Source organism: Bacteroides sp. An269 (genome assembly GCF_002159755.1).
Lineage (GTDB): Bacteria > Bacteroidota > Bacteroidia > Bacteroidales > Bacteroidaceae > Phocaeicola > Phocaeicola intestinalis.
Map to the genome: position 1 here is coordinate 1 of NZ_NFJG01000017.1, position 20427 is coordinate 20427.

The 20427-nt window shown below is 40.0% G+C and carries 17 protein-coding genes; all 17 read left to right on the forward strand.

Annotated elements, in window-relative coordinates:
- Nucleotides 1-1181: 1181 nt before the first annotated feature.
- The 17 genes from B5F71_RS05360 (at nt 1182) to B5F71_RS05440 (ending at nt 20188) form a co-directional block, all read left to right on the forward strand.
- Complete coding sequence (locus B5F71_RS05360; RefSeq protein WP_087208284.1) at nt 1182-2687, forward strand: transcription termination/antitermination NusG family protein; 1506 nt, start codon at nt 1182-1184, stop codon at nt 2685-2687.
- Between the two features lie 108 nt (nt 2688-2795).
- Nucleotides 2796-3899, forward strand: coding sequence for a hypothetical protein (locus B5F71_RS05365; RefSeq protein ID WP_087208286.1), 1104 nt, complete (start codon nt 2796-2798; stop codon nt 3897-3899).
- Between the two features lie 16 nt (nt 3900-3915).
- Nucleotides 3916-4806 carry a site-specific integrase gene (locus B5F71_RS05370; RefSeq protein WP_087208288.1) on the forward strand — a complete coding sequence of 297 codons (891 nt, stop codon included), beginning with the start codon at nt 3916-3918 and terminating at the stop codon, nt 4804-4806.
- A gap of 564 nt (nt 4807-5370) precedes the next feature.
- Nucleotides 5371-5814 (forward strand): hypothetical protein, encoded by a 444-nt coding sequence (locus B5F71_RS05375; protein ID WP_241148560.1) that lies wholly within the window; start codon nt 5371-5373, stop codon nt 5812-5814.
- 15 nt (nt 5815-5829) lie between these two features.
- The gene (locus tag B5F71_RS05380; RefSeq protein ID WP_087208291.1) at nt 5830-6852 is read left to right on the forward strand and encodes an AAA family ATPase; all 1023 of its coding nucleotides are present in this window, start codon (nt 5830-5832) and stop codon (nt 6850-6852) included.
- Nucleotides 6839-7705: an SIR2 family protein gene (locus B5F71_RS05385; RefSeq protein WP_087208293.1), complete on the forward strand. Its 867-nt coding sequence runs from the start codon at nt 6839-6841 to the stop codon at nt 7703-7705. Before B5F71_RS05380 ends, B5F71_RS05385 begins: the two co-directional genes overlap by 14 nt.
- 46 nt (nt 7706-7751) lie before the next feature.
- Nucleotides 7752-9188: a lipopolysaccharide biosynthesis protein gene (locus B5F71_RS05390; RefSeq protein ID WP_087208295.1), complete on the forward strand. Its 1437-nt coding sequence runs from the start codon at nt 7752-7754 to the stop codon at nt 9186-9188.
- A gap of 22 nt (nt 9189-9210) precedes the next feature.
- Nucleotides 9211-10317: a DegT/DnrJ/EryC1/StrS family aminotransferase gene (locus B5F71_RS05395; protein ID WP_087208297.1), complete on the forward strand. Its 1107-nt coding sequence runs from the start codon at nt 9211-9213 to the stop codon at nt 10315-10317.
- Nucleotides 10314-11402 (forward strand): hypothetical protein, encoded by a 1089-nt coding sequence (locus tag B5F71_RS05400; protein ID WP_087208299.1) that lies wholly within the window; start codon nt 10314-10316, stop codon nt 11400-11402. Before B5F71_RS05395 ends, B5F71_RS05400 begins: the two co-directional genes overlap by 4 nt.
- Entirely contained in the window at nt 11386-12021 is a 636-nt protein-coding gene (locus B5F71_RS05405; RefSeq protein WP_087208301.1) for a CatB-related O-acetyltransferase, read from the forward strand. The genes B5F71_RS05400 and B5F71_RS05405 overlap by 17 nt, the downstream gene beginning before the upstream one ends.
- Before the next feature lie 329 nt (nt 12022-12350).
- A complete protein-coding gene (locus B5F71_RS05410; protein WP_087208360.1) occupies nt 12351-13286 on the forward strand; it encodes a glycosyltransferase in 936 nt (311 codons plus the stop codon).
- A 17-nt stretch (nt 13287-13303) separates the two neighbouring features.
- Nucleotides 13304-14623 carry an O-antigen polymerase gene (locus B5F71_RS05415; protein WP_087208303.1) on the forward strand — a complete coding sequence of 440 codons (1320 nt, stop codon included), beginning with the start codon at nt 13304-13306 and terminating at the stop codon, nt 14621-14623.
- A gap of 34 nt (nt 14624-14657) precedes the next feature.
- Nucleotides 14658-15737 (forward strand): glycoside hydrolase family 99-like domain-containing protein, encoded by a 1080-nt coding sequence (locus tag B5F71_RS05420; RefSeq protein ID WP_087208305.1) that lies wholly within the window; start codon nt 14658-14660, stop codon nt 15735-15737.
- The gene (locus B5F71_RS05425; protein WP_087208306.1) at nt 15734-16687 is read left to right on the forward strand and encodes a glycosyltransferase; all 954 of its coding nucleotides are present in this window, start codon (nt 15734-15736) and stop codon (nt 16685-16687) included. The genes B5F71_RS05420 and B5F71_RS05425 overlap by 4 nt, the downstream gene beginning before the upstream one ends.
- Nucleotides 16684-17844, forward strand: coding sequence for a polysaccharide pyruvyl transferase family protein (locus tag B5F71_RS05430; RefSeq protein WP_087208308.1), 1161 nt, complete (start codon nt 16684-16686; stop codon nt 17842-17844). Before B5F71_RS05425 ends, B5F71_RS05430 begins: the two co-directional genes overlap by 4 nt.
- On the forward strand, nt 17831-19015 hold the full coding sequence (locus tag B5F71_RS05435; protein ID WP_087208311.1) for a Coenzyme F420 hydrogenase/dehydrogenase, beta subunit C-terminal domain: 1185 nt from the start codon (nt 17831-17833) through the stop codon (nt 19013-19015). The genes B5F71_RS05430 and B5F71_RS05435 overlap by 14 nt, the downstream gene beginning before the upstream one ends.
- Nucleotides 19016-19072: 57 nt before the next feature.
- Nucleotides 19073-20188 carry a glycosyltransferase gene (locus B5F71_RS05440; protein ID WP_087208362.1) on the forward strand — a complete coding sequence of 372 codons (1116 nt, stop codon included), beginning with the start codon at nt 19073-19075 and terminating at the stop codon, nt 20186-20188.
- Nucleotides 20189-20427: the final 239 nt, after the last annotated feature.

The window sequence follows — 20427 nt, forward strand, 5'->3', positions numbered from 1 at the left end:
ATCTGACGAAGAACAGGAGCGGAAAGGACCAAAAAATCGCCCAAAGCACGCACGAAAACGGATACATCAAGCCAAGAAAAACTTTTTGGAGAAATTCAAAACAGCTTCTAGGTTTAATGGCATCTTGTATATATAGTAATTAGACTTTGACCTTGATAACTTCACAAAGGCTTGTGGTGTATTGGGCTGCCTTATGTTCGCATTTCAAGTGCCAGTGTCTTCCATCACTCCCAACTCCGTCAAACCACTGTCTGGAAAACCACGGCTGGTGCAGATGCTTTGCTTTTCGGGCAGCCCACTGATGTCAATGCAGCTTTCACCCCGAAGTTCCTTCCATGTCCTTGAACCTGTTAACTGATTGTCAAGATTTTTCGCAAATAAAACAACCGGAATCTATCCAATAAAACTTGCTATTGTATATTATGGAATGGCAGAATTTTGTAACAGGTTGATAGTCAATAAATAGTAGATAATGTTCTCCGGATTTAGTCGAACAAATGCAGCTTTTGGGGAAATTTAATCACTAATCATGAATTTTTTTTGACCGTAAAATCCTTAATATTAAATCTTTTCACTATATTTGCAACGTGTTTTGCCGCTTCATAATATAAAACAATGATAAAGCGGCGAACTTGAAAATATTTAATTGATTGTATATCAAATATTTGTGATATGGAGGCAAAAACATTCAAGCGCATTGCGCTTTGCACTTCTCGTCACATAACAACGGCAGGACATTGTTGCTGAGTTTTTACTCCGGAATGCTGCCGCTAAACCTAAAGAATGCTGTAAACAACGCCTGAAAACTTCTTAAAAAAGTTTGCAAAGCGTAGTGATTCAAATTCGGAGAGGTAACGGTTAGCCGTCATGCGATTGTCATGAGGGTAACGTAAGGAACGCCTTGTTCATTTACAATTTGGTTATTTATGCGAATCAGGAGTTAAACGTAGTTATGTTTCACAGGAGTTATCACTTCGTTCAGGAGTTAAAGGTCAATAGCTTTGCTTCTGAAAGCTGTGCAAAAGGTATTGGCATCTAACTCCCAGCCCGATAAGTGGGCGATAACTACCTATAACTTCCTTTTTAACTCCTGATTGGCATTATTTACAATTTACGATTTAGCTGTGTTGTAAATGGGGATTAACCACCGTAAATAGTACTTTGTAAATCGTAAATCCATCATGTTGTCTGACAAACTCAACAACGTAGATTACCAATGGTTCCTTGTCCGTACCAAACCCGGACATGAACAGGAGTTGTGTGCACTCATTGGGCGCGAAAAGGACAAGATCCGGAACATACTGGAAGTCTATTGTCCTACCCATACCAAGGTGTACGTGCGCAGAGGTGACAGTGAGCAACGGATGCCTCTTTTTGATGGCTATGTGTTCGTGCTTGCCACCCAAAACGCACTGGTTGAGTTCCTTCGTGACAACTGTTCAGATGCCTTTATCCGCTACAACCGCAAGCGTACGCCGGACGAGAAAGCCACCGCTTGCACCATACCCGAATCGCAAATGCGCGCTTTCCGTGACTACAACGAGAATTACGCTGATAAGGTAATAGTGCTGGAGCGTCCTTACTCGGACTATGCCTTCAACGCGAAAGAGGGCGAGGCGAATGAGATTGTGCGCGTGGTCGACGGTCCGTTTGCCGGCCAAGAAGGCTACATCTGCCGCTTCCACCGCAAAAAGGGACTGGTGTTCCGCGTGCAAGGCATGGTGCTGGGCAGCTGGTTGACCGTCACCTATCCCAATGTCTCCGACCTGCACGTTGTCCGTCTCCACAATGCCGAGGGCGACCGCCTGTCTATAGGTACGGAAAAAGGGCGTGCCGTTGACCTGCTTGTCGGCATCCTGCAGGCTTGCGGTTACGGAAAGCGCACGCAAGCCATGCTTTATGAACTGATGGAACGCCTTGCTGTCGATTTGTCATTGACCAATCTCTGCCGGGAACTTGACAAGAAAGGTGAGAAAACATTGGGCGGCCGTCTTGCCAGACTGACTACCAAGGAAGCTGAACTTCTGATAAACCTTGCCCGCTACGAACATGATACTCCCGGATATGTGAAGGAAAACTGGCAAAAGATTCTCCTGCGTTCGTTTCTTACGCCTACATCCGGAATAGAATGGGAAGAAGGCAAGAACGAGGTGGAACTTCAACATAAGAATTTTACGGAAATCATCCGCAGGGTGGACATCACCGAGGAGGTTTATTACCCCAGCAGACAGGAGGATGGAAAAGTCACCACTGCGTATGATGCCCATATCGGCATGAGGGAAGAGATGGAAAACCTCGTTTTCTTCGCCAACTGGGACGGTTTCCTCAGCGAATATTTCCTTACGGCAGGAAAAGCCAACGAGAAGTTAGTGTCGGGAAGGTCGCAATCTGTCCTTGACGAGACCACGAATACAGAAAGGAAAAAACTCATCGAGTCTTTCCGCAACTATGCCCCAACATTATATAAGGTATTGACGGATGCGGATTCAGCCGTAAAAGCCGTACCGGATTTTAAGGTCGGCGAAGATACGTTGAATGTCTTTGCTATTCGGTCTTCAGTTCAAGAAAAAGACACGGCAAAGGACAAGCTGATACAGACCTGCGTCCGCATCTGCAAGGAAATCAATACTACTAACCATCTTGCCGTATGGCGCAGGTATCTGCGGACGGTGTGGCTGCACAATTGAAGTTGACAAGGTATCAGTTGACAAGGCAACAAGGTTCTGAATAGTTTCACTAATGGCATCTAAAACCTCGTTAACTCGTCAATTGGTCAACTTGTTACCTGAAATAAAATGTACACGATAGCCGAATTTACTTCCAGATGGCAACGCCTCCACCATCCGTCCATGAATGTGGATGGCGACGTGGTTTTCTTTTATGAAATCTACGTCAGGCTGCACCGTTTGGCTGAACAGTATGCGGCGGGGTTCGATGAACAGTTTATACTTTCTCTGCTGCTTTATACGGAGAACACTATTGCTGTCGGGCTTGACGGTGTTTACGAATACAGGTACCGCAGCGTGGGCGATGTCGTGTTCCGTTGGTGCGAAAGCCTGGACATGGGTGCGGATGCCACTTCACAAGTGGACAGTCTCGTGTCAGAAGCTGTGTCAAGAGCCGGTTGCAGTGCCCTCCGGCAATGGATGACAGAATGCGTGCTGTCGGGTGATTTTTCCCGTATAAGTGGAATGATGGCTTGGTTTCCATGTGAAGACCCGGTCATGTGGCACATTTTCCCGGACTTGCGTTTCAGGGAGGTGATGTTCCGCAGGCTTACGGGTGACTGGCAGACCGCCCGGCAGATGCTGTGGGCAGACCTTGCCTTCAACTGGCGTGACAAGCGCGGATACTCCTTGGCGGATACCTTGTCCAAGCAGTTCCGTTATGAAGTGTCTTTTGCCGAAGGAAAAGAAAAAGACAGGTTGAAAGAAGCGGCGGAAAGTCTCGATGCTATCCGTTCCGAACGCTTGGACACTTACACGGTTATCGGGCGTAAAGACGGGCGCACGCTCACTTTACTCCACAGGGACGGGCGTGAGTTCCGTGATGTGATTTTCCCCGCGCCTGTTTCGGAAAATGTGCAAAGCCGTCCTCTTGCCGCCCAGCTTGTCACTTACAATGACAAAACTTACATAAACGGTTCTGCAGTCTGGCTTAACAAGGAAGCCTTGCCCGTGTGGAACGGTGAAACCAATTGGAGCGACATTCTTAAAAAAGAACAGGATGCGGCAAAGCTCACATTTTTCACCACCATGTTTGGCAAGCGGCTCAGCCTTTACGAAGACCTCTACACCGTACCGGAAGACCCGGAGGAAGCCTGTTACGCCGACATGGGCATCTATTTCGACGAGCCTAACATTTTCGATTTTCTGGGATGCATGAAGCCTGAGAATTAAGAATGAAGAATGAAAAATGAAGAATAAAGTGCAAAAGGATATAGCACAGACGGCTGTTACCCTTTCCCCTCATGGGGAGAACTGGAGAGGGGCTGGGAGAGCCGGAGAGGGGCTGGAAGGTTTCGGCTTTATTGCATACGCCAATTCCCGCGTTGAGAAGCTGCAGGACGAGGGGCGTTACGATGCAGCAAACAAGCTGAAAATGTATCTCAGAAAGTTCATTGCCTATTTGGGCAAGAGCGAAGTGCCTTTCAAGGACTTCGATTCCTTGCTGATACGCAACTATCATACGTGGCTGAAGAATCAGGAGTTAGGGCGCAATACCATTTCCTTGTACATCCGGAACTTGAAACGGGTCTACCGCCTTGCTGTAGAAAGCGGACTGGCCGATGAATGCCATCCCTTCGAAGGCATGGACGTGAGCTACCACGTCAAGAAAGAGAAGAACGGTCTGACGCTTGCGGAGGTAAAACATATGCGTGACTTGGACTTGGGCAGCGAACATCCGTCAATCGTCTTCGCCCGCGACATCTTCCTGTTCTCTGTCTATGCACGTGGCATGAGGAGCGATGACATCTTCCGCCTGACAAGAAAGAACATCCAGGACGGACAGCTCACTTACCGTCAGCACATCACCGGTAAGGAAATCTCCATTCCCTGGGAGCCGGCACTGCAGGAGATAGCAGACCGTTACAGAAGGAAAGGCACGGCACGCCTCTTTCCTGTCATCACGGCAAAAGCCCCACACGAGCAATGGAAACAGTATGACAGCCTCCTGCACCGCATCAATTACAGCCTGAAGAAATTGGGTGAGATAATGGGTCTCGGTTATCCGCTGAACCTCACCGTAGCAAGACATTCGTGGCAGAGCCTGACGAAGAGCGTAAGCATAAGCGACATCCTATAGAATGAAGAATTAAGAATGAAGTATAAGTTAGAAGTACCACGATGAGATAGACAAGCTCCACGAGCGGGAAGACCCCAAGTTTGTCTGTATCATCAACGGCGGCCAGAACCTCATCGCCCCGAACGCGCAGCAGGCAGAACAGACCATACAGGATAGTACACCCGAAAAATGAATATATACTGCATCGGCAGTTGAATATATACTGCAACTGCTGATGAATATATACTGCAACTGCCGATGAATATATATCCTTTAAAAAAGCAGTACGAATGTCCTCATTTTGCCAAAATGCCTTGTAGGGGGCAGGGTTTGCCTGCCCAAAAACATCTACGTGGATTAGTTGACGCATTCGGGCGTATACAATACGCCCCTGCATGGGATGTTTGCAGAGCCTTATTCGTTTTTACATCTAAATTTTATTTTAGGCCTACCGTCTGGTAATGTAGGGGATGTCTGAATCGAACGCTTACGAACCGTTTCCCCGCGAAGGTATCTTCATAAAAACAAGAGCAGGATGTCAACTCATAAACTCACAAACTTAAAATGAGCTATATCCGTCAGCGTATGGAAGACAAATCACGTACTGACATCGAACTGACTCCGTTGAAAGCTGAAATCGAAACCGTTTTCAACAAGCGGAATATCGATGAGGATTGCGATACCATTGCAAACCTGCTTTCACCCTATCAGAAAGCAGTTCGTGAATCGTTAAGCCAAGGCAAGTATGCCGAAGCCGTAACCATCCTGCTCGAAGTACTTGAAAGTCTCACTTATCACTTCGTGGAAGATGAGCATTACAACTATTTCGATGACATGTACAGTCCCGATTATGTCTGCCAAGACATGATGGAGGCAATCATCAATGCTATCAAAAGCGGAAATTTTCCAGCGGCAGAGTTACAGCAGTTGAAAGACGGAATGGAAAAGTTGGCACAAACAGAGGCATACGAGGATTATGGTGTGCTGTGTGCGCTAAATATATGGAGAAAACTTAGTTTAAGTCAATAATTAAAACTATCGACAATGGTTTCTATTGCAGTTTTTAACAATAAAGGTGGGGTAGGAAAAACTACATTGCTTTGTAATTTAGCATCGTATTTGCAAATAAAGAAAAATAAAAAAATTCTTGTAATTGATGCTGACCCACAGTGTAACGCTTCAATATATGTTACATCTGACGATGAGTTGGAAAAATTGTATTCAAATTCAAAAACAAAAACAATATACGATATTATAAGGCCACTTCAGCGCGGAAATAATTATATAGAAAATAGTTCCATACCTATTAAATCAAATGAGAACTTTGGGTTTGATTTTATCTTAGGTGACTCAAGGTTGTCTTTAATGGAAGATTTTTTAAGTGCAGATTGGATTGATGGGAAAAATGGTGGGCCGCGAGGTTTGAAAACCACTTTTGTCTTTTTTGATTTGTTGCAAAAATTGGCTAACGAATATGATTATGTTTTTTTTGATGTAGGCCCGTCATTAGGTGCAATTAACCGCTGCGTCCTACTTTCCTGTGATTATTTCATTATGCCTATGTCTTCTGATATATTTAGCCTGAAAGCGGTTGATAATATTTCAAAGTCGTTAACTGAATGGAAACGATTTATTGATAAAGGTTTGAAAGAATATCAAAACAATTCGGATAATGAACCCTACAAAATTGGGGAGATAGAGGTAACCGCAAATCTTCGTTTTTTAGGTTACATATATCAACAATATACGACTAAAACAAAAGAAGGTGTCAAGCAACCTGTGAAGGCATATGAAAATATTATTAAAAGAATGAATAACACTGTGTCATTAGACTTAAATGATTTTTATACGCCGTATCTTTCTACAGACAAATTACTTATAGGGAAAATTCCCATACTTAATAGCTTGATTCCGCTTTCCCAGACTGCTCATAAGCCTATTTTTAGACTCTTAGGAAGTGATGGGGTTGTTGGAGCACACTTTTTAAAAGTGAAAGAATATGAGAGTGTTGTTGCTAAATTGGTTGAGAATATTAATATAAACCTTTGCGCTTATGAAATGGCCTAACCAACTGGTAAATTGTATAGCACGCAACAGAAGTGTTCTTTTTCTTGGAGCAGGTTTATCAAAGAACTCTATTGATGATAACGGAAACCATCCAAAAGATTGGAAAGGTTTTCTTGAATGTGGCATTGAAACGATAGAGAATCCATCTGTAAAGAACATTATTAAAAAGGAAATCAAAAAAGACAATTATCTGCTTGCATGTGAATTATTAAAAAAAGAATTAGGCGAAAATGATTTTATTGAGTTGCTTAAGGATGAATTTGAACGTCCTCGCTTTCATGAGGCTGATATTCACAAAGATATATTTAAACTAAACCAGCGAATAGTTATTACTCCAAATTTTGATAAAATATATGATTCATACGCAAATCATGAGTCTCACGGAACAATACATGTTAAGAAATACGATGAGACAGATATAGCCGATGGATTAAGAAGGCATGACATGCTTATTTTAAAAATGCATGGCAGCATAGACTCTCCGGACAAAGTCATTTTTACCCAAAAAGATTATGCTAAGGCAAGAATCCAAAATGCGAAATTCTATAAGATAATGGAATCTTTATTGATGACGCATACATTCATTTTTATTGGGGCTGGAATTAATGACCCAGATGTCCGTTTGCTGCTTGAAAATTATTCGGCAATGTTTCATACCGCCATGCCACATTATTTTGTGGCTACCAAAGAAAGTATTCAAAATAAGCAGGAGATATATTCTGAGATATTCAATTTAAAGTTCTTACTATATGATAGTAGGGACAATCATAAAGAATTATCAGACTCTATTCACGAACTTGTTGCTTTAGTAGAAGCGGAAAGAGAAGAAATCGCAAAAAGTCAGAATTGGTGAGATTATCAAATTCTGATATTATAAATCATGGATGCCCTTTAAGAAAATGAAGGACTCTTTAAAACAGAAAGCGGCCAAAGGCGTGCTGTGGAGCACTGTTGAGCGTTTCTCAGTGCAGGGCGTGCAGTTCCTCATCATGATTGTGATGGCGCGTCTGCTCTCGCCCCATGATTACGGCTTGATAGGCATGCAGGCCATCTTCATCGCCGTGGCACAGTCGCTCATCGACAGCGGTTTCTCGCAGGCACTGATACGCAAGCAAAATCGCACTGAGACTGACAATAACACTGTGTTCTACTTTAACATAGTGGTAAGTGTACTGCTCTATCTTGTGTTTTACGTTGCAGCCCCGTTTGTGGCCGATTTTTACAATACACCACAGCTATGCCCTGTAATGCGTGTGGTGTGCCTAAGCATAATATTCAATTCGCTGGCCGTTGTGCAGCGTGCGCTGCTGACTATCAAGATTGACTTCAAGACTCAGGCAAAGGCTGCCTTGACCGCTGCAATAACGTCGGGGGCAGTCGGCATAGCGATGGCTTACCACGGTTTCGGCGTATGGTCGCTTGTTACGCAGCAATTGCTGAATCTCGGCATAAACACAGGCTTACTTTGGCTGCTGTCAAAATGGCGACCACGACTGGTATATTCTTGGCAATCTTTCCATGAGTTGTTTGCTTTCGGCTCGAAGCTCCTTGCCTCCGGACTGCTCGACACCATTTACCGTAACATCTATCCTATTGTTATCGGAAAACTTTTCAGTGCGTTGAGCTTGGGACACTACACCCGTGCGCATCAGTTTTCAGAGTTCCCGTCATCTAATCTAACCGGAATAATCCAGCGCATAACCTATCCCGTGCTCTGTGAGATTCAGAACGATGACGCGCGGCTTGCAAGCATTTACCGCCGGTTCTTAAAGCTTTCTGCCTTCATTATATTCCCGTTAATGATAGGTCTGTCTTCCGTGGCAAAACCATTTATCAACATTGTGCTCGGTCAGCAATGGAACTTCTGCGGACAGCTTCTGCAGATAATTTGCTTTTCGATGATGTGGTATCCAATCCATGCCATCAACCTCAACCTGTTGCAGGTGAAAGGCCGTTCAGACCTCTTCCTGCGCCTTGAAATCATAAAGAAAATCCTCGGCGTAAGCGTACTGTGCATCACAGCCCCATTTGGCCTGATAGTGATGTGTTACGGCTCCATTTTGAACTCGCTCGTGGCATTGGCAATAAACACATATTATACAGGTAAGCTAATAAACGTCGGCTTTTTCCGGCAGATGTGCGACTTGCTGCCCACGATAGTTCTGGGCCTCGTGATGTTCACCTTAATACTTACAGTGAACAGTTTCATCCCAGGTGACATCGCCAAGCTTTGCGTCGGCATCGCTGTAGGCGTGGCCTTTTACTCGTTGTCTGGATACGTTTTCAGGTTCTCAGAACTTGCAGAACTGATTTCTTTGGCCAAGAGAAAACAATAAAAACAAAATAAACACATTCCTTATGGACAATAAACTGATAACAGTAACATCACCGTTACTGCCAAATCTCGACGACTTCAACGAGATGCTCAAACAAATATGGGAGAGCAAGTGGATAACCAACAATGGCTCGTTTCACAAGCAGCTGGAGAAAGAACTCGCCGCCTACCTCAAAGTGCCCTACATCAGCCTGTTCACCAACGGAACATTGCCACTGATAACAGCATTGCAGGCACTGCGCATAACTGGCGAGGTAATCACTACGCCTTACAGCTTCGTGGCAACGACGCACGCCCTTTGGTGGAACGGCATAAAGCCCGTGTTCGTTGACATAGACCCGAAGACGGGCAACATCAACCCCGACAGGATAGAGGCTGCCATTACGCCCAAGACCACGGCCATAATGCCTGTACACGTCTACGGTAAGCCCTGTGACACAAAGCGCATACAGGAAATAGCCGACCAATACGGACTGAAAGTAATCTATGACGCCGCCCATGCTTTCGGCGTAGAAGTTGACGGTGAGAGCATACTCAACGCCGGCGACCTCAGCACGCTCAGTTTCCACGCCACCAAGGTTTACAACACCGTTGAGGGTGGTGCAATGGTGATGCACGACGAGCGCATGAAGAAACGCATAGACTACCTGAAAAACTTCGGCTTTGCCAACGAGACAACCGTAGTAGGTCCCGGCATCAACAGCAAGATGGATGAAGTACGTTCTGCATACGGTTTGTTGAACCTGAAGCAAGTTGATGCAGCAATTGAGGCGCGTCATCAAGTAGCCGTCAAGTACCGCGCCGCACTCCGCAACGTTGAGGGCATAACATTCTTCGACGATATGCCCGGCGTGCGCCACAACTACTCATACTTCCCCATCTTTGTAGATGCCGGCAAGTATGGTATGACCCGCGACGAACTTTACTTCAAGATGAAAGAGCAGAACGTGCTTGGCCGTCGCTACTTCTATCCGCTCATCAGCGAGTTTTCCACTTATCGTGGATTGGAGAGTGCGAAGCTTGAGAACTTGCCCGAGGCTCACAAGATGGCCGACAGCGTAATCTGCCTGCCGATGCACCATGCTTTAACTTCAAACGATATTGACAGAATTATAAATATTATATTATGAGTAAATATAAAATATTAGTGACCGGAGCTTGTGGTGTCACATCACGTTCTGTAGTTCGCTCTTTAAATAGAAGTGAAATATTTAAAGGGCAATGTGAATTCATTGGTACAGACGTTTGCTATAATGAGTATGGAATATATGAAGGGTTGTATGAAAAAGTCTATAGGGTTCCATATTTTTCTGATCCAGGGTACCGTACCATAATGCAACGTATTATAGATGAAAATCAAATAGAATATGCAATACTCATTCCAGAACCGGAAGTGTTGTATTGGAGTGAACATCCTTTCAATGTAAAATTCTTAAAGATACCTGCTGGCTTTGCGAAAAAAGTCCTTAGCAAGAAGTCTTTATATGATACTTTATGTGAAAAAGACTATATTCCACAATATCAAATTATAACGCGAGAGGAAATGTTGTGTTCCGAACATAACATTCACATTTCATATCCTCTTTGGATTAGAGACTATGCAGAAGGGACAACGTCGGGGAAAGGTTCATTGAAAGCAACTTGTTATGAAGAAGTTAAAGCATGGGCTGTAATTAATAAAGGAATACAAAGTTTTATGTTGTCAGAATATTTGCCTGGACGTAATTTAGCTTGCTTTACTCTATTCAATCAAGGTAAATTGCTGAAATACGGAGTAGCTGAACGTATTAGTTACTTAATGGGTAAAGTTGCGGTTTCTGGTATCACAGGCAATACGAATAAAGGAAAACTTTTGAATGATAAAAATGTCTTTGATGTAGCATATGATGCCATACTATCTGTTATTGCACAGACTGGTGAAACAATGAATGGTTTGGTTGTTACAGATTTGCGGGAGAATGGAGAAGGTAAACCTATCGTAACAGAAATTAATATTAGACATGTAGCTTTCACATCAACATTCGCTAATGCCGGATTGAACTTTTCTGAATATCAGATGCTGGTTTTAACAGGAAGAATAAATGAAATGTCTACAGAATTGACAAAAGTTTTTCCTAATGACAACATAATGTTGCGTGATGTAGATGGATTACCTATTTATATGGATCATTATACAAGTATCAATATAGGGGAAAGTTATGAATGCCAACATTAAAGACTCAACAATAGCGTCAACAGCCTCTATTGATGACAATTCTGTGGTATTGAAATCTCAAATAGGCGAACATTGCATGATTGGAAAAAACAGTCGTTTTTGCTATTCAGCAATGGGAGATTTCTCATATATAAGCATAAATACTCATTGTTTTTCATGCCAAATTGGAAAATATTCATCTATATCATGGAATGTGTCTATAGGTCCAGCAAATCATGACCCTAATCGTATTTCTTCACATTCTATGTTGTTCGCAAAACGTTTCAAAATGATAGATAGGGGGGGGTATTACAATCAATATGACGGTAATGTTACGATAGGGAATGATGTTTGGATAGGATGTAATGCTATTGTTATGCGCGGAGTTACAGTTGGAGACGGTGCGGTAATAGGTGCCAATAGCATAATAACAAAGGATGTTCCGCCTTATTCAATTGTTTTTGGAGTAAACAAATTCCACAGATGGCGTTTTGACGAAAAAATAAGAAACCGATTGTTGGAAATACAATGGTGGAATTATCCGATAGAAAACGTAAAAAGATGCATTGATTTGATAGCGAAGGAACCAACTTTGGATGTTTTAGCAGACTTGGAAGCGCATTTAAAAACATCGTATTGATGTTAAATGTTTTTTCCTGTCTTGAATTAACAAATTGCTCCAACGATTATTAGTAATTATCAGAATTTTATCAACGTTTGTACTTAATTGCCCGGACGTGTCTTTCTTTCAATACGTTATGGGACTTATCAGTGTAACGGGATTACTCAATCAAGTTGAACATTTAAATACAAAAAAGAATATGAAGAAGTTTGTTGTACGGTGGACAGGAGCGAATCTGGACAGGTCTGAGGCAATGGACATTCGTGTTGGTGATTCTGATGATGAACATAATAGAGTGCTCTTGCAGGTTCGAATCCTGCCTGTCCACACATAAGAAGATTAAGAAAATGGATAAGCCTTTAGTTTCAATATGCAGCATCACATATAACCACGCGCCATACATTCGTCAATGTTTGGATGGCTTTTTGATGCAGAAGACTAATTTCCCGTTCGAAATCATCATAAATGATGATTGTTCTACGGATGGAACTACTGAGATAATAAAAGAATACGCAGCAAAATATCCCGACTTGATAAAGCCTATTTTTCATGATGAAAATCAATATCAAAAAGGGGTTAGAGGGATGTTCGTAAAATATGTTTTCCCTAAGGCGCAAGGCAAATATTTGGCTCTCTGCGAGGGTGACGATTATTGGATAGACCCTTATAAATTGCAAAAGCAGGTGGATATTCTTGAAGCTGATCCAAATGTTTCAATGGTATATACAGCTTTCCGAACGGTTGATCCAAATGGAGATTTTATGCCAAGACCCATTTACGAAAAATACAAAAAGATTTCATTTAGTGGAGACATCTTATGTCAGTTAATAAGTTCGGGCAATTTTATCATGACCTTGACTACTTGCATTCGAAGAGATGTTTATAAAAGCAATATAATGACACAAACCCAAATAGGGCTGGATTATCTCTTGTTCCTAACTGCTGCATCAATGGGTAAGGCCGCTTATTTATCGGAAGAAACAGGGTGCTATAGATATTCGCCGCAAAGTGAGATGAATGCAAACCTAAGTTATGTTAAGTCAAGCTACATAAAAGCAAAGAAATACTTTGTGAAGGAATTTCTAAATTCTGGAATAAAGTCATATACTATTAAAAGAAGAATCTGCATTTATCTTGCTATCTTAGAAAATGCGTTGACTTTTTATGTAAAGGGAATTGATAAAGAATATTTTGATATAGTGATGAACAGCAAAAGAAAGATACTTTTACTAATACCAGTCGCAATTTTTAGGCTTACAATTAAAAAAATAAAACGACAATAATTATCATTAACAAGAGTATGATGGAATATTTAGTTGTGTTACATATTTTATTACTTTTTGCTATATACCGTTTATTTCATAGGGACTTGTCTTCTCCTTCATTCCTGTTCATTTCGGGTTTTACAATAGCCTCGTATGTTGCTTATTGTTATAGGCAAGAATGGGACTTAGGGTTACATGCAAATACATTTTTTCTCATAGTTTCCGGCTCCATAACATTTTTCATTATAGAATACATTTATCGGAAAAAACATACTATATTACAATCTAATGTTATTATAAATCAGAATGCTTTTCTATTTTCATCATACAAGCTAATAGCATTTGCTGTATTTCAAATGATAATATATTATCTTCATTATAAACAGCAAGTCAGTTTCGCAAATACAAGTGTATGGGCTAATGCAATTAGCGAGATTGACCAAGACAACAAATATGGTGATAAATCATTTACTCTACCATGGTACATAAATGTTCCACATGCATTCTGCCAAGTGAGTGGATATGTTTGGATTTGTTTATTTGTTTACTATTTGAAATTACCCAAAAAGTATAATAGAAACAAACTGCTTTTAGGGATTAACATGTTACTTTCTATGGGAGGAAGCCTATTGTCTGGTGGAAGAATGCCTTTGTTTGGTTTTTTAATTCTTTTAGGTATAATGTTTTTTACACTCAACAATAGAAGGAGAAGCGTTAAAGGTTGGAGCTTAAAACAGCAACTAATTATAATTTTTATAAGTCTGTTGTTTATCTTTTCATTTTCCCATATAGGTACAATCATAGGAAGGCATGAAACAGATACCATGGATGCAAAATATGTATTAGCTGTATATTGCGGCGCACAAATAAAGAATCTTGATATATATGTAAACTCAAAAGAACCAGCTTCTCTTAATGAATATTTGCCTTGTCCAAATTCGTTCCTTTCCTTTTATGAATTTTTTAATACTCGTTTGGGTGTAAATATACCAATAAAGGAACAAAGCTATGATTTTATTTACAACGGGAAATATTTTTTGGGGAATGTATATACATGCTATAGAATCTTTTACAATGATGTTAAAGAGTTTAGCTTTCTTTTAGTTGGATTTTCCTCTCTTTTGGGATGCATACTTTACCGAAGGTTTAAAGGCTCAGCTTTTTTCCAAACAGGTAGAATTGATTTGAATGTGTTTTTATATAGTTTTTTTTGTATGGGCATTTTCTTATCTTTCTTTTCCGAATTATTTCTAAAAAGATTACTTTCTGTGGAATATTTCATGAGGAGTGTAATATATTTTTATATAATAACTTACATCCTTTATAATAAAAAGAAAATTTCATTTTCTCTATAGACAAATAAATATTATAGATAAATTTAGAGGTATAATGAGAAGAGTTATAGCGATACATCTACCCCAATTTTATCCTTTTCCGGAAAATGACGAATGGTGGGGTAAAGGGTTTACAGAGTGGCGTAATGTAGCTAAAGCAAAACCGAGATTTTGGAAACATTACCAACCTCATATTCCTGCGGATTTAGGGTTTTACGACTTAAGGCTAAAAGAAGCACGCATAGCCCAACAAGAACTTGCAAAGCAGTATGGCATATACGGCTTTTGCTATTATCATTATTGGTTTAATGGGAAGTTGATAATGGAAAAGCCTGTAGAGGCAATGTTGAACGACCAGGATGAAACTTTTCCATTCATGCTTTGCTGGGCTAACGAAAATTGGTCGAGAAATTGGTCAGGAGGCTTTAATAAGACATTGATAGAGCAGCATTATAGCGAAGAAGATGACATAAAGCACTTCAACTATTTATTACCTTATTTCAAGGATTCAAGATATATTAAGGTGAACGGGAAACCTGTTTTCTGTGTTTACAAGGCTCATTTATTTCCTGATTTTGAAAAGACTGCTCAGACATGGCAAAAAGAGGCAAAAAAAGCAGGTTTTGAACTTTATATCTGTCATTTTGAAGCAGGTGAGTCTCGTAATAAGAAATACATGACCCAGACAGTAAGCGCAGCAGTGGAATTTCAACCTATGTATTTAGGAAAATTTGGACGATATTCAAACTTGCTATACAATATTTCAAGAAAATATCTTCATAAGGAACTTTTCAATAAGATTGTCAATTATGAAAAATATGTAGACTATCAATGTCGGCAAACTAATACGATTGATTACAAAAGATATCCAAGTTTATGTCCCTCATGGGACAATTCGCCAAGACGAGTAAATGGCCATTTCTTTGCATTTACACATAGTACGCCTAAAGCTTTTAAAAAATGGTTTGAACATGTATATACTTCTTTCCAACCATTTTCCGAAGAAGAAAACTTTATTTTCATCAACGCTTGGAATGAATGGGCTGAGGGTAATCATCTTGAACCAGACTTAAAAAATGGAACAGGATTCTTAGAAGCAATTAAAGAGGTTATTGATGCAAATAAAAAAGTATGAAAGCTGTTGAGGTTAGTGTCGTAATTGTCTGTATGAACAATATAGGCAATCTTTATCCATGTTTAAATAGCATTCTTAAAAATACGACTGTAAATTATGAAATTTTTGTTGTTGCGTTCCTTTTTTCAGAAGAAAACCTGCAAAAATTACATTCAGATTTTCCAACAGTAAAAATCATTATCAGCAATGAATTGCGTGGATTCTCTGAAAATAATAATTTGGCATTGAAGCAGGCTGTTGGGAAATACTGTTTTGTCGTAAATGACGATACTTATTTCTCTGATCCAGTAATTGATAAACTCGTTGAAGATTTTAATAAAGTAGACAATAATGTTGCAATAATCAGTCCTGTGACATTAAATTCAGACGGCTCTGTTCAAAGGTGTGGAAAACCAAAATATAACCTATTTACATATTGGTTATATTGGATGAAATTAATCTGTCTATATGAGAACAATTCAAAATATACAAATGGTAAAGGTTTGTTTCAAACCTACAATATTTCGGGGGCTTGTTTTTTAATCAAAACAGAACTATTTAAAAAAATCGGTTGGTTTGACGAACGGTATTATTTCTGTCCTGAAGATATTGCTCTTTCTACATATTTAAATAAAAACGGCTATAAATGTTACGTTGATTCAACGATTAAGTTGACGCATACAGGAGGTGGCAGTTGGTCGAAAACAATGTATGCAACAAAACCGGCACAAATAAAAGGGGAAATCATTTTTTATGGAGAAAAATCTTTTTTGCATAAAATGGCTGTACGCATATTACTGTTAGTGTTTCTACCAATTTATAGCTTGATGTGGAAAATTTGCCATTCAATCAGAAAAGATGAAAAGTCCAAAGTCTTTAGCAAGGCTTATCTAAACGGACTAAAAGCAATATTCACCGATAAGACACCTAAGGAGTTATTCGTCCAATTTTATAAAAGTGACAAGAAATGAAAAAAATAGGTCTTGTATCTGTTCATAACCCGAATTATGGGAGCCTGTTGCAAACGTATGCCCTTCATACATATCTGAATGGGATTGGCGCTGAAAATGAGATTATCTTATATACTAAGAAAAAGGATTTCAGACAGTTGCGTAGATTGTTGAACGTTCAGTTAGTATTAATGAAAGGCAGAGTGGTTTATCGTGACATATACTGTAAACTGTTTCATCCTGACATTGCCAAGCTACTTTCGTTGAGAATGAGAAAATTTGAAGAGTTTAAAAATAAGTATCTCAGGTTTTCACGCAATCATATTGGATGGGAAGATTTGTTGACAACGAACCAAGATTATGATACATTCATTATTGGCAGTGACCAGGTTTGGAATCCTATAAATATAGGGACTGACTTTTTTAATTTATTGTTTACTAAGAAAGATAAATATAGAATATCGTACGCATCCAGTTTTGGGGTATCAAGTATTCCCGCTTCGCAAATTGATAAAACCAAACATTACCTTGAGAGAATACAATGCCTTTCTACACGTGAGAAAACAGGTGTGGAAATAATTAAAAAATTGACAGGACGCAATGCGAAATTGGTGTGTGACCCTACTTTATTGGTAGATAAATCACTATGGAACAACCTAAAAGGAGAAAAACGCTTTATCAGTGAAAAATATATTTTCTGCTACTTTTTAGGGAATAACCCAGAACATCGTGATTTTGCCAATAGGTTTAAAGCAGAAACAGGATATAAAATAGTTGCGCTCCAACACTTGGATGAACTCATTTTGTCAGATATTGATTTTGCTGATATTAAGCCATTTGATGTCGGCCCTGCCGAATTTGTAAATCTCATAAGCAACGCTGAATTTGTATTGACTGATTCGTTTCATGGAACTATTTTCTCTTTGTTATATCATAAGAAGTTCTTTACTTTTTCAAGATTCGAATCATCTTCAAAAGGTTCTACAAATTCACGTGTGATATCTTTATTGGAGATGATGGGAGTTAAAGAACGTCATATTAAAGCGACACAAGCTGTTGATGATCGTTTGAAGGCTGAGATAGATTTTGATTTGGTCGACAAGAAAATAGAAGCATTTCAACAGGAAAGTCGAGAATATCTGTATAAAGCATTAGCAAATAGAAATGATAACAATTAGTGATAAAGCCAACTGTTCCGGTTGTTCCGCCTGTTATGCGGTTTGTCCCCAACATTGCATAACGATGCGTCCTGATGAAGAAGGATTTCTATATCCTTCTGTAGACATAAATCTATGTATAAATTGTGGAGCATGTGATAAAGTCTGTCCACTCAGAAAGCCTTTTATAGTAGATGAAGAAAAAACGTCAGCGTTTGCTGTGCAAAATAAAAATGAATCTATCAGGATGCAAAGTGCCTCTGGTGGTGCCTTTTCTGCATTTGCAGCTGTTGTACTAAACAAAGGTGGTATTGTCTTTGGTGGATGTTTTGATAAGGATTTCAATGTTTGCCACGATAGTGTGGCAACAATAGATGATTTAAAACGGCTTCGGTGTTCCAAATATGTGCAAAGTGACATGGGAAATACTTTTTCTAAAGTCAAAGCTCTTTTAAAAGAAGGTCGTTTAGTGTTGTTTAGTGGAACGCCATGTCAAGTGGAGGGACTAAATTCATTTTTAAAGCGGAAATATGACAACCTCATAACCCTGGACTTGGTGTGCCACGGCACACCAAGTCCAGGGTTATGGAAAAAATATTTGGCGTGGAACTCAATAGAAGAAAAATCTCCAATAACCTATGTATCCTTTAGGGATAAACATTTCGGCTATGCCGGTTCCACAATGGCCATCGGATTTGAAAATGGCAAAACAAAATATCAAAGCCTTGCCATACAGTTCTTTAAATATACATTTTTCCAAGATTTAAACAGCAGGCCATCTTGTTTCAAATGCCATTTCAAAACTATACACCGAAACGCTGATATTACACTATATGACTGTTGGCATATAAATGCCTTTGATAAAAGTATGGATGATGACCGTGGAACAACTATGGTATTATTACATACAGATAAAGGTGAGAATCTTTTTAATGAAACAAAACCTTTCATTCGATTTTGTAAAGCAGACGTTGACAAGGCCATTGAATTGGATGGTATTATGGCTACGCAATGCCCATCTCCTAATCCAAAAAGAAGGCAATTCTTCAAAGATGCCAATGAGCTAACATTTGAACAGTTGATAAACAAATATTATCCCCTATCAATTAAGAAAAGATTTATTCAATGCCTAAAACCTATAATGCATAAATTAGGTGTGTTAAATCATCTCAAACGTTTCATTTCTAAATAAAGAGAATCATTGCTGGAAGCTATTACACTTTCTATTACTCATATATATTCGGTGAATATGAAAAAAATCAAAATCTGTTACGTCATCTCCTCATTGAGCAACCAAGGACCTCCTAATGTCTTGTATAACATTATTCAATACATAGATTTTAACAGGTTTGACGTGAGCATCATCACCATGGTGCCCGAACAAAAAATATCCCGGTTGGAAGAATTTAAAGCATTGCCTATAAAAGTTGTGCAGATGTCACCGGATAAATTTCTAAACCCTGTCTCCATGTTTCTGACCCTGCGGAAAAAGGTAAGAGAGATTGACCCGGATATTCTGCACACACACTGTCCACGTTCCATGTTCTTAGTGCCATTCTTATCTAAAAAATACAAGAAGGTAGAGACTGTACATATTTATCCCGGCATCCAGCAGAAAGTGCTCTACGGACGACTGAAAGGGAGCATCGTCATTGCCCTCAACAACTTCTTCACCAAGCGGATGGATTTGCCCATAGCCTGCGCTGAAAGTGTGGCGCAAAGCTATTGGGAAGAGCAGCACTTCAAAATGATGGCTATTCCAAACGGGTGTTCATTGCCGGTGTGGAAAGAAAATATTGAGCAAAAAAGAGCTTTACGACATGGCTTTCACATGAAAGATGATGTGAAATACTTCATTTTCATAGGGCGGTTCTCACAGGAAAAGAATCCGGACATGATTGTTCGTGCTTTTGAACAGCTGAAGGATGAAAACGCCGGAGTCATACTGTTAGGGAACGGAGATATGTATGATGAACTGAGAAAGCATGAGTGTGACAATATATTGTTGCCGGGTTTTAAGAACAACGTATATGATTACCTCATTGCGGCAGACTATTATATATCCGCATCGGACACGGAAGGGCTGGCCAATACCTTACTGGAAAGCATGACGGTGGGACTTCCTTGCGTATTGTCGGATATTCCTTCACACAGGGAAGTATTGGCCAAAGCACGGCAAACCATAGGCTATGCCTACAACCAGCATGACTTGCAAGACTTGACTGCTGCCATACATAAGGTGTTGGAACTCGACAGGGAATCCACTTCTAAATACATACAGCAATTGTTTGAAAAATATTATACGGCACGGAAGATGTCGGAAGCCTATCAGGAAGCCTATATAAGGCTACTTCAAAAGAAATAGATTATAGTAGCATCAGTATGGCGTTTTTAAACCGAATCGGTCATTAGATTTCAGGCAGATAGCCAGCTTATGTCAAGTGGATTGTTTCATTCAGGTTTAAACAGGCTCTAAGCTATTGGTTCTTTGTGGATATTCCTATGAATAACCCATTATCTTTTGGAATATAAAGGTAAGCTATCTTTCTTTGGGAAGAAAGAAAAACAACCTAAATCTTTCTTTGGAAAGAAAGAAATCGATGA

Bases quoted from the DNA above. Each gene is read 5' to 3' on its own strand.
- B5F71_RS05360 (WP_087208284.1), top strand. From the start codon at position 1,182: ATGTTGTCTGACAAACTCAACAACGTAGATTACCAATGGTTCCTTGTC.
- B5F71_RS05365 (WP_087208286.1), top strand. From the start codon at position 2,796: ATGTACACGATAGCCGAATTTACTTCCAGATGGCAACGCCTCCACCAT.
- B5F71_RS05370 (WP_087208288.1), top strand. From the start codon at position 3,916: ATGAAGAATAAAGTGCAAAAGGATATAGCACAGACGGCTGTTACCCTT.
- B5F71_RS05375 (WP_241148560.1), top strand. From the start codon at position 5,371: ATGGAAGACAAATCACGTACTGACATCGAACTGACTCCGTTGAAAGCT.
- B5F71_RS05380 (WP_087208291.1), top strand. From the start codon at position 5,830: ATGGTTTCTATTGCAGTTTTTAACAATAAAGGTGGGGTAGGAAAAACT.
- B5F71_RS05385 (WP_087208293.1), top strand. From the start codon at position 6,839: ATGAAATGGCCTAACCAACTGGTAAATTGTATAGCACGCAACAGAAGT.
- B5F71_RS05390 (WP_087208295.1), top strand. From the start codon at position 7,752: ATGAAGGACTCTTTAAAACAGAAAGCGGCCAAAGGCGTGCTGTGGAGC.
- B5F71_RS05395 (WP_087208297.1), top strand. From the start codon at position 9,211: ATGGACAATAAACTGATAACAGTAACATCACCGTTACTGCCAAATCTC.
- B5F71_RS05400 (WP_087208299.1), top strand. From the start codon at position 10,314: ATGAGTAAATATAAAATATTAGTGACCGGAGCTTGTGGTGTCACATCA.
- B5F71_RS05405 (WP_087208301.1), top strand. From the start codon at position 11,386: ATGAATGCCAACATTAAAGACTCAACAATAGCGTCAACAGCCTCTATT.
- B5F71_RS05410 (WP_087208360.1), top strand. From the start codon at position 12,351: ATGGATAAGCCTTTAGTTTCAATATGCAGCATCACATATAACCACGCG.
- B5F71_RS05415 (WP_087208303.1), top strand. From the start codon at position 13,304: ATGATGGAATATTTAGTTGTGTTACATATTTTATTACTTTTTGCTATA.
- B5F71_RS05420 (WP_087208305.1), top strand. From the start codon at position 14,658: ATGAGAAGAGTTATAGCGATACATCTACCCCAATTTTATCCTTTTCCG.
- B5F71_RS05425 (WP_087208306.1), top strand. From the start codon at position 15,734: ATGAAAGCTGTTGAGGTTAGTGTCGTAATTGTCTGTATGAACAATATA.
- B5F71_RS05430 (WP_087208308.1), top strand. From the start codon at position 16,684: ATGAAAAAAATAGGTCTTGTATCTGTTCATAACCCGAATTATGGGAGC.
- B5F71_RS05435 (WP_087208311.1), top strand. From the start codon at position 17,831: ATGATAACAATTAGTGATAAAGCCAACTGTTCCGGTTGTTCCGCCTGT.
- B5F71_RS05440 (WP_087208362.1), top strand. From the start codon at position 19,073: ATGAAAAAAATCAAAATCTGTTACGTCATCTCCTCATTGAGCAACCAA.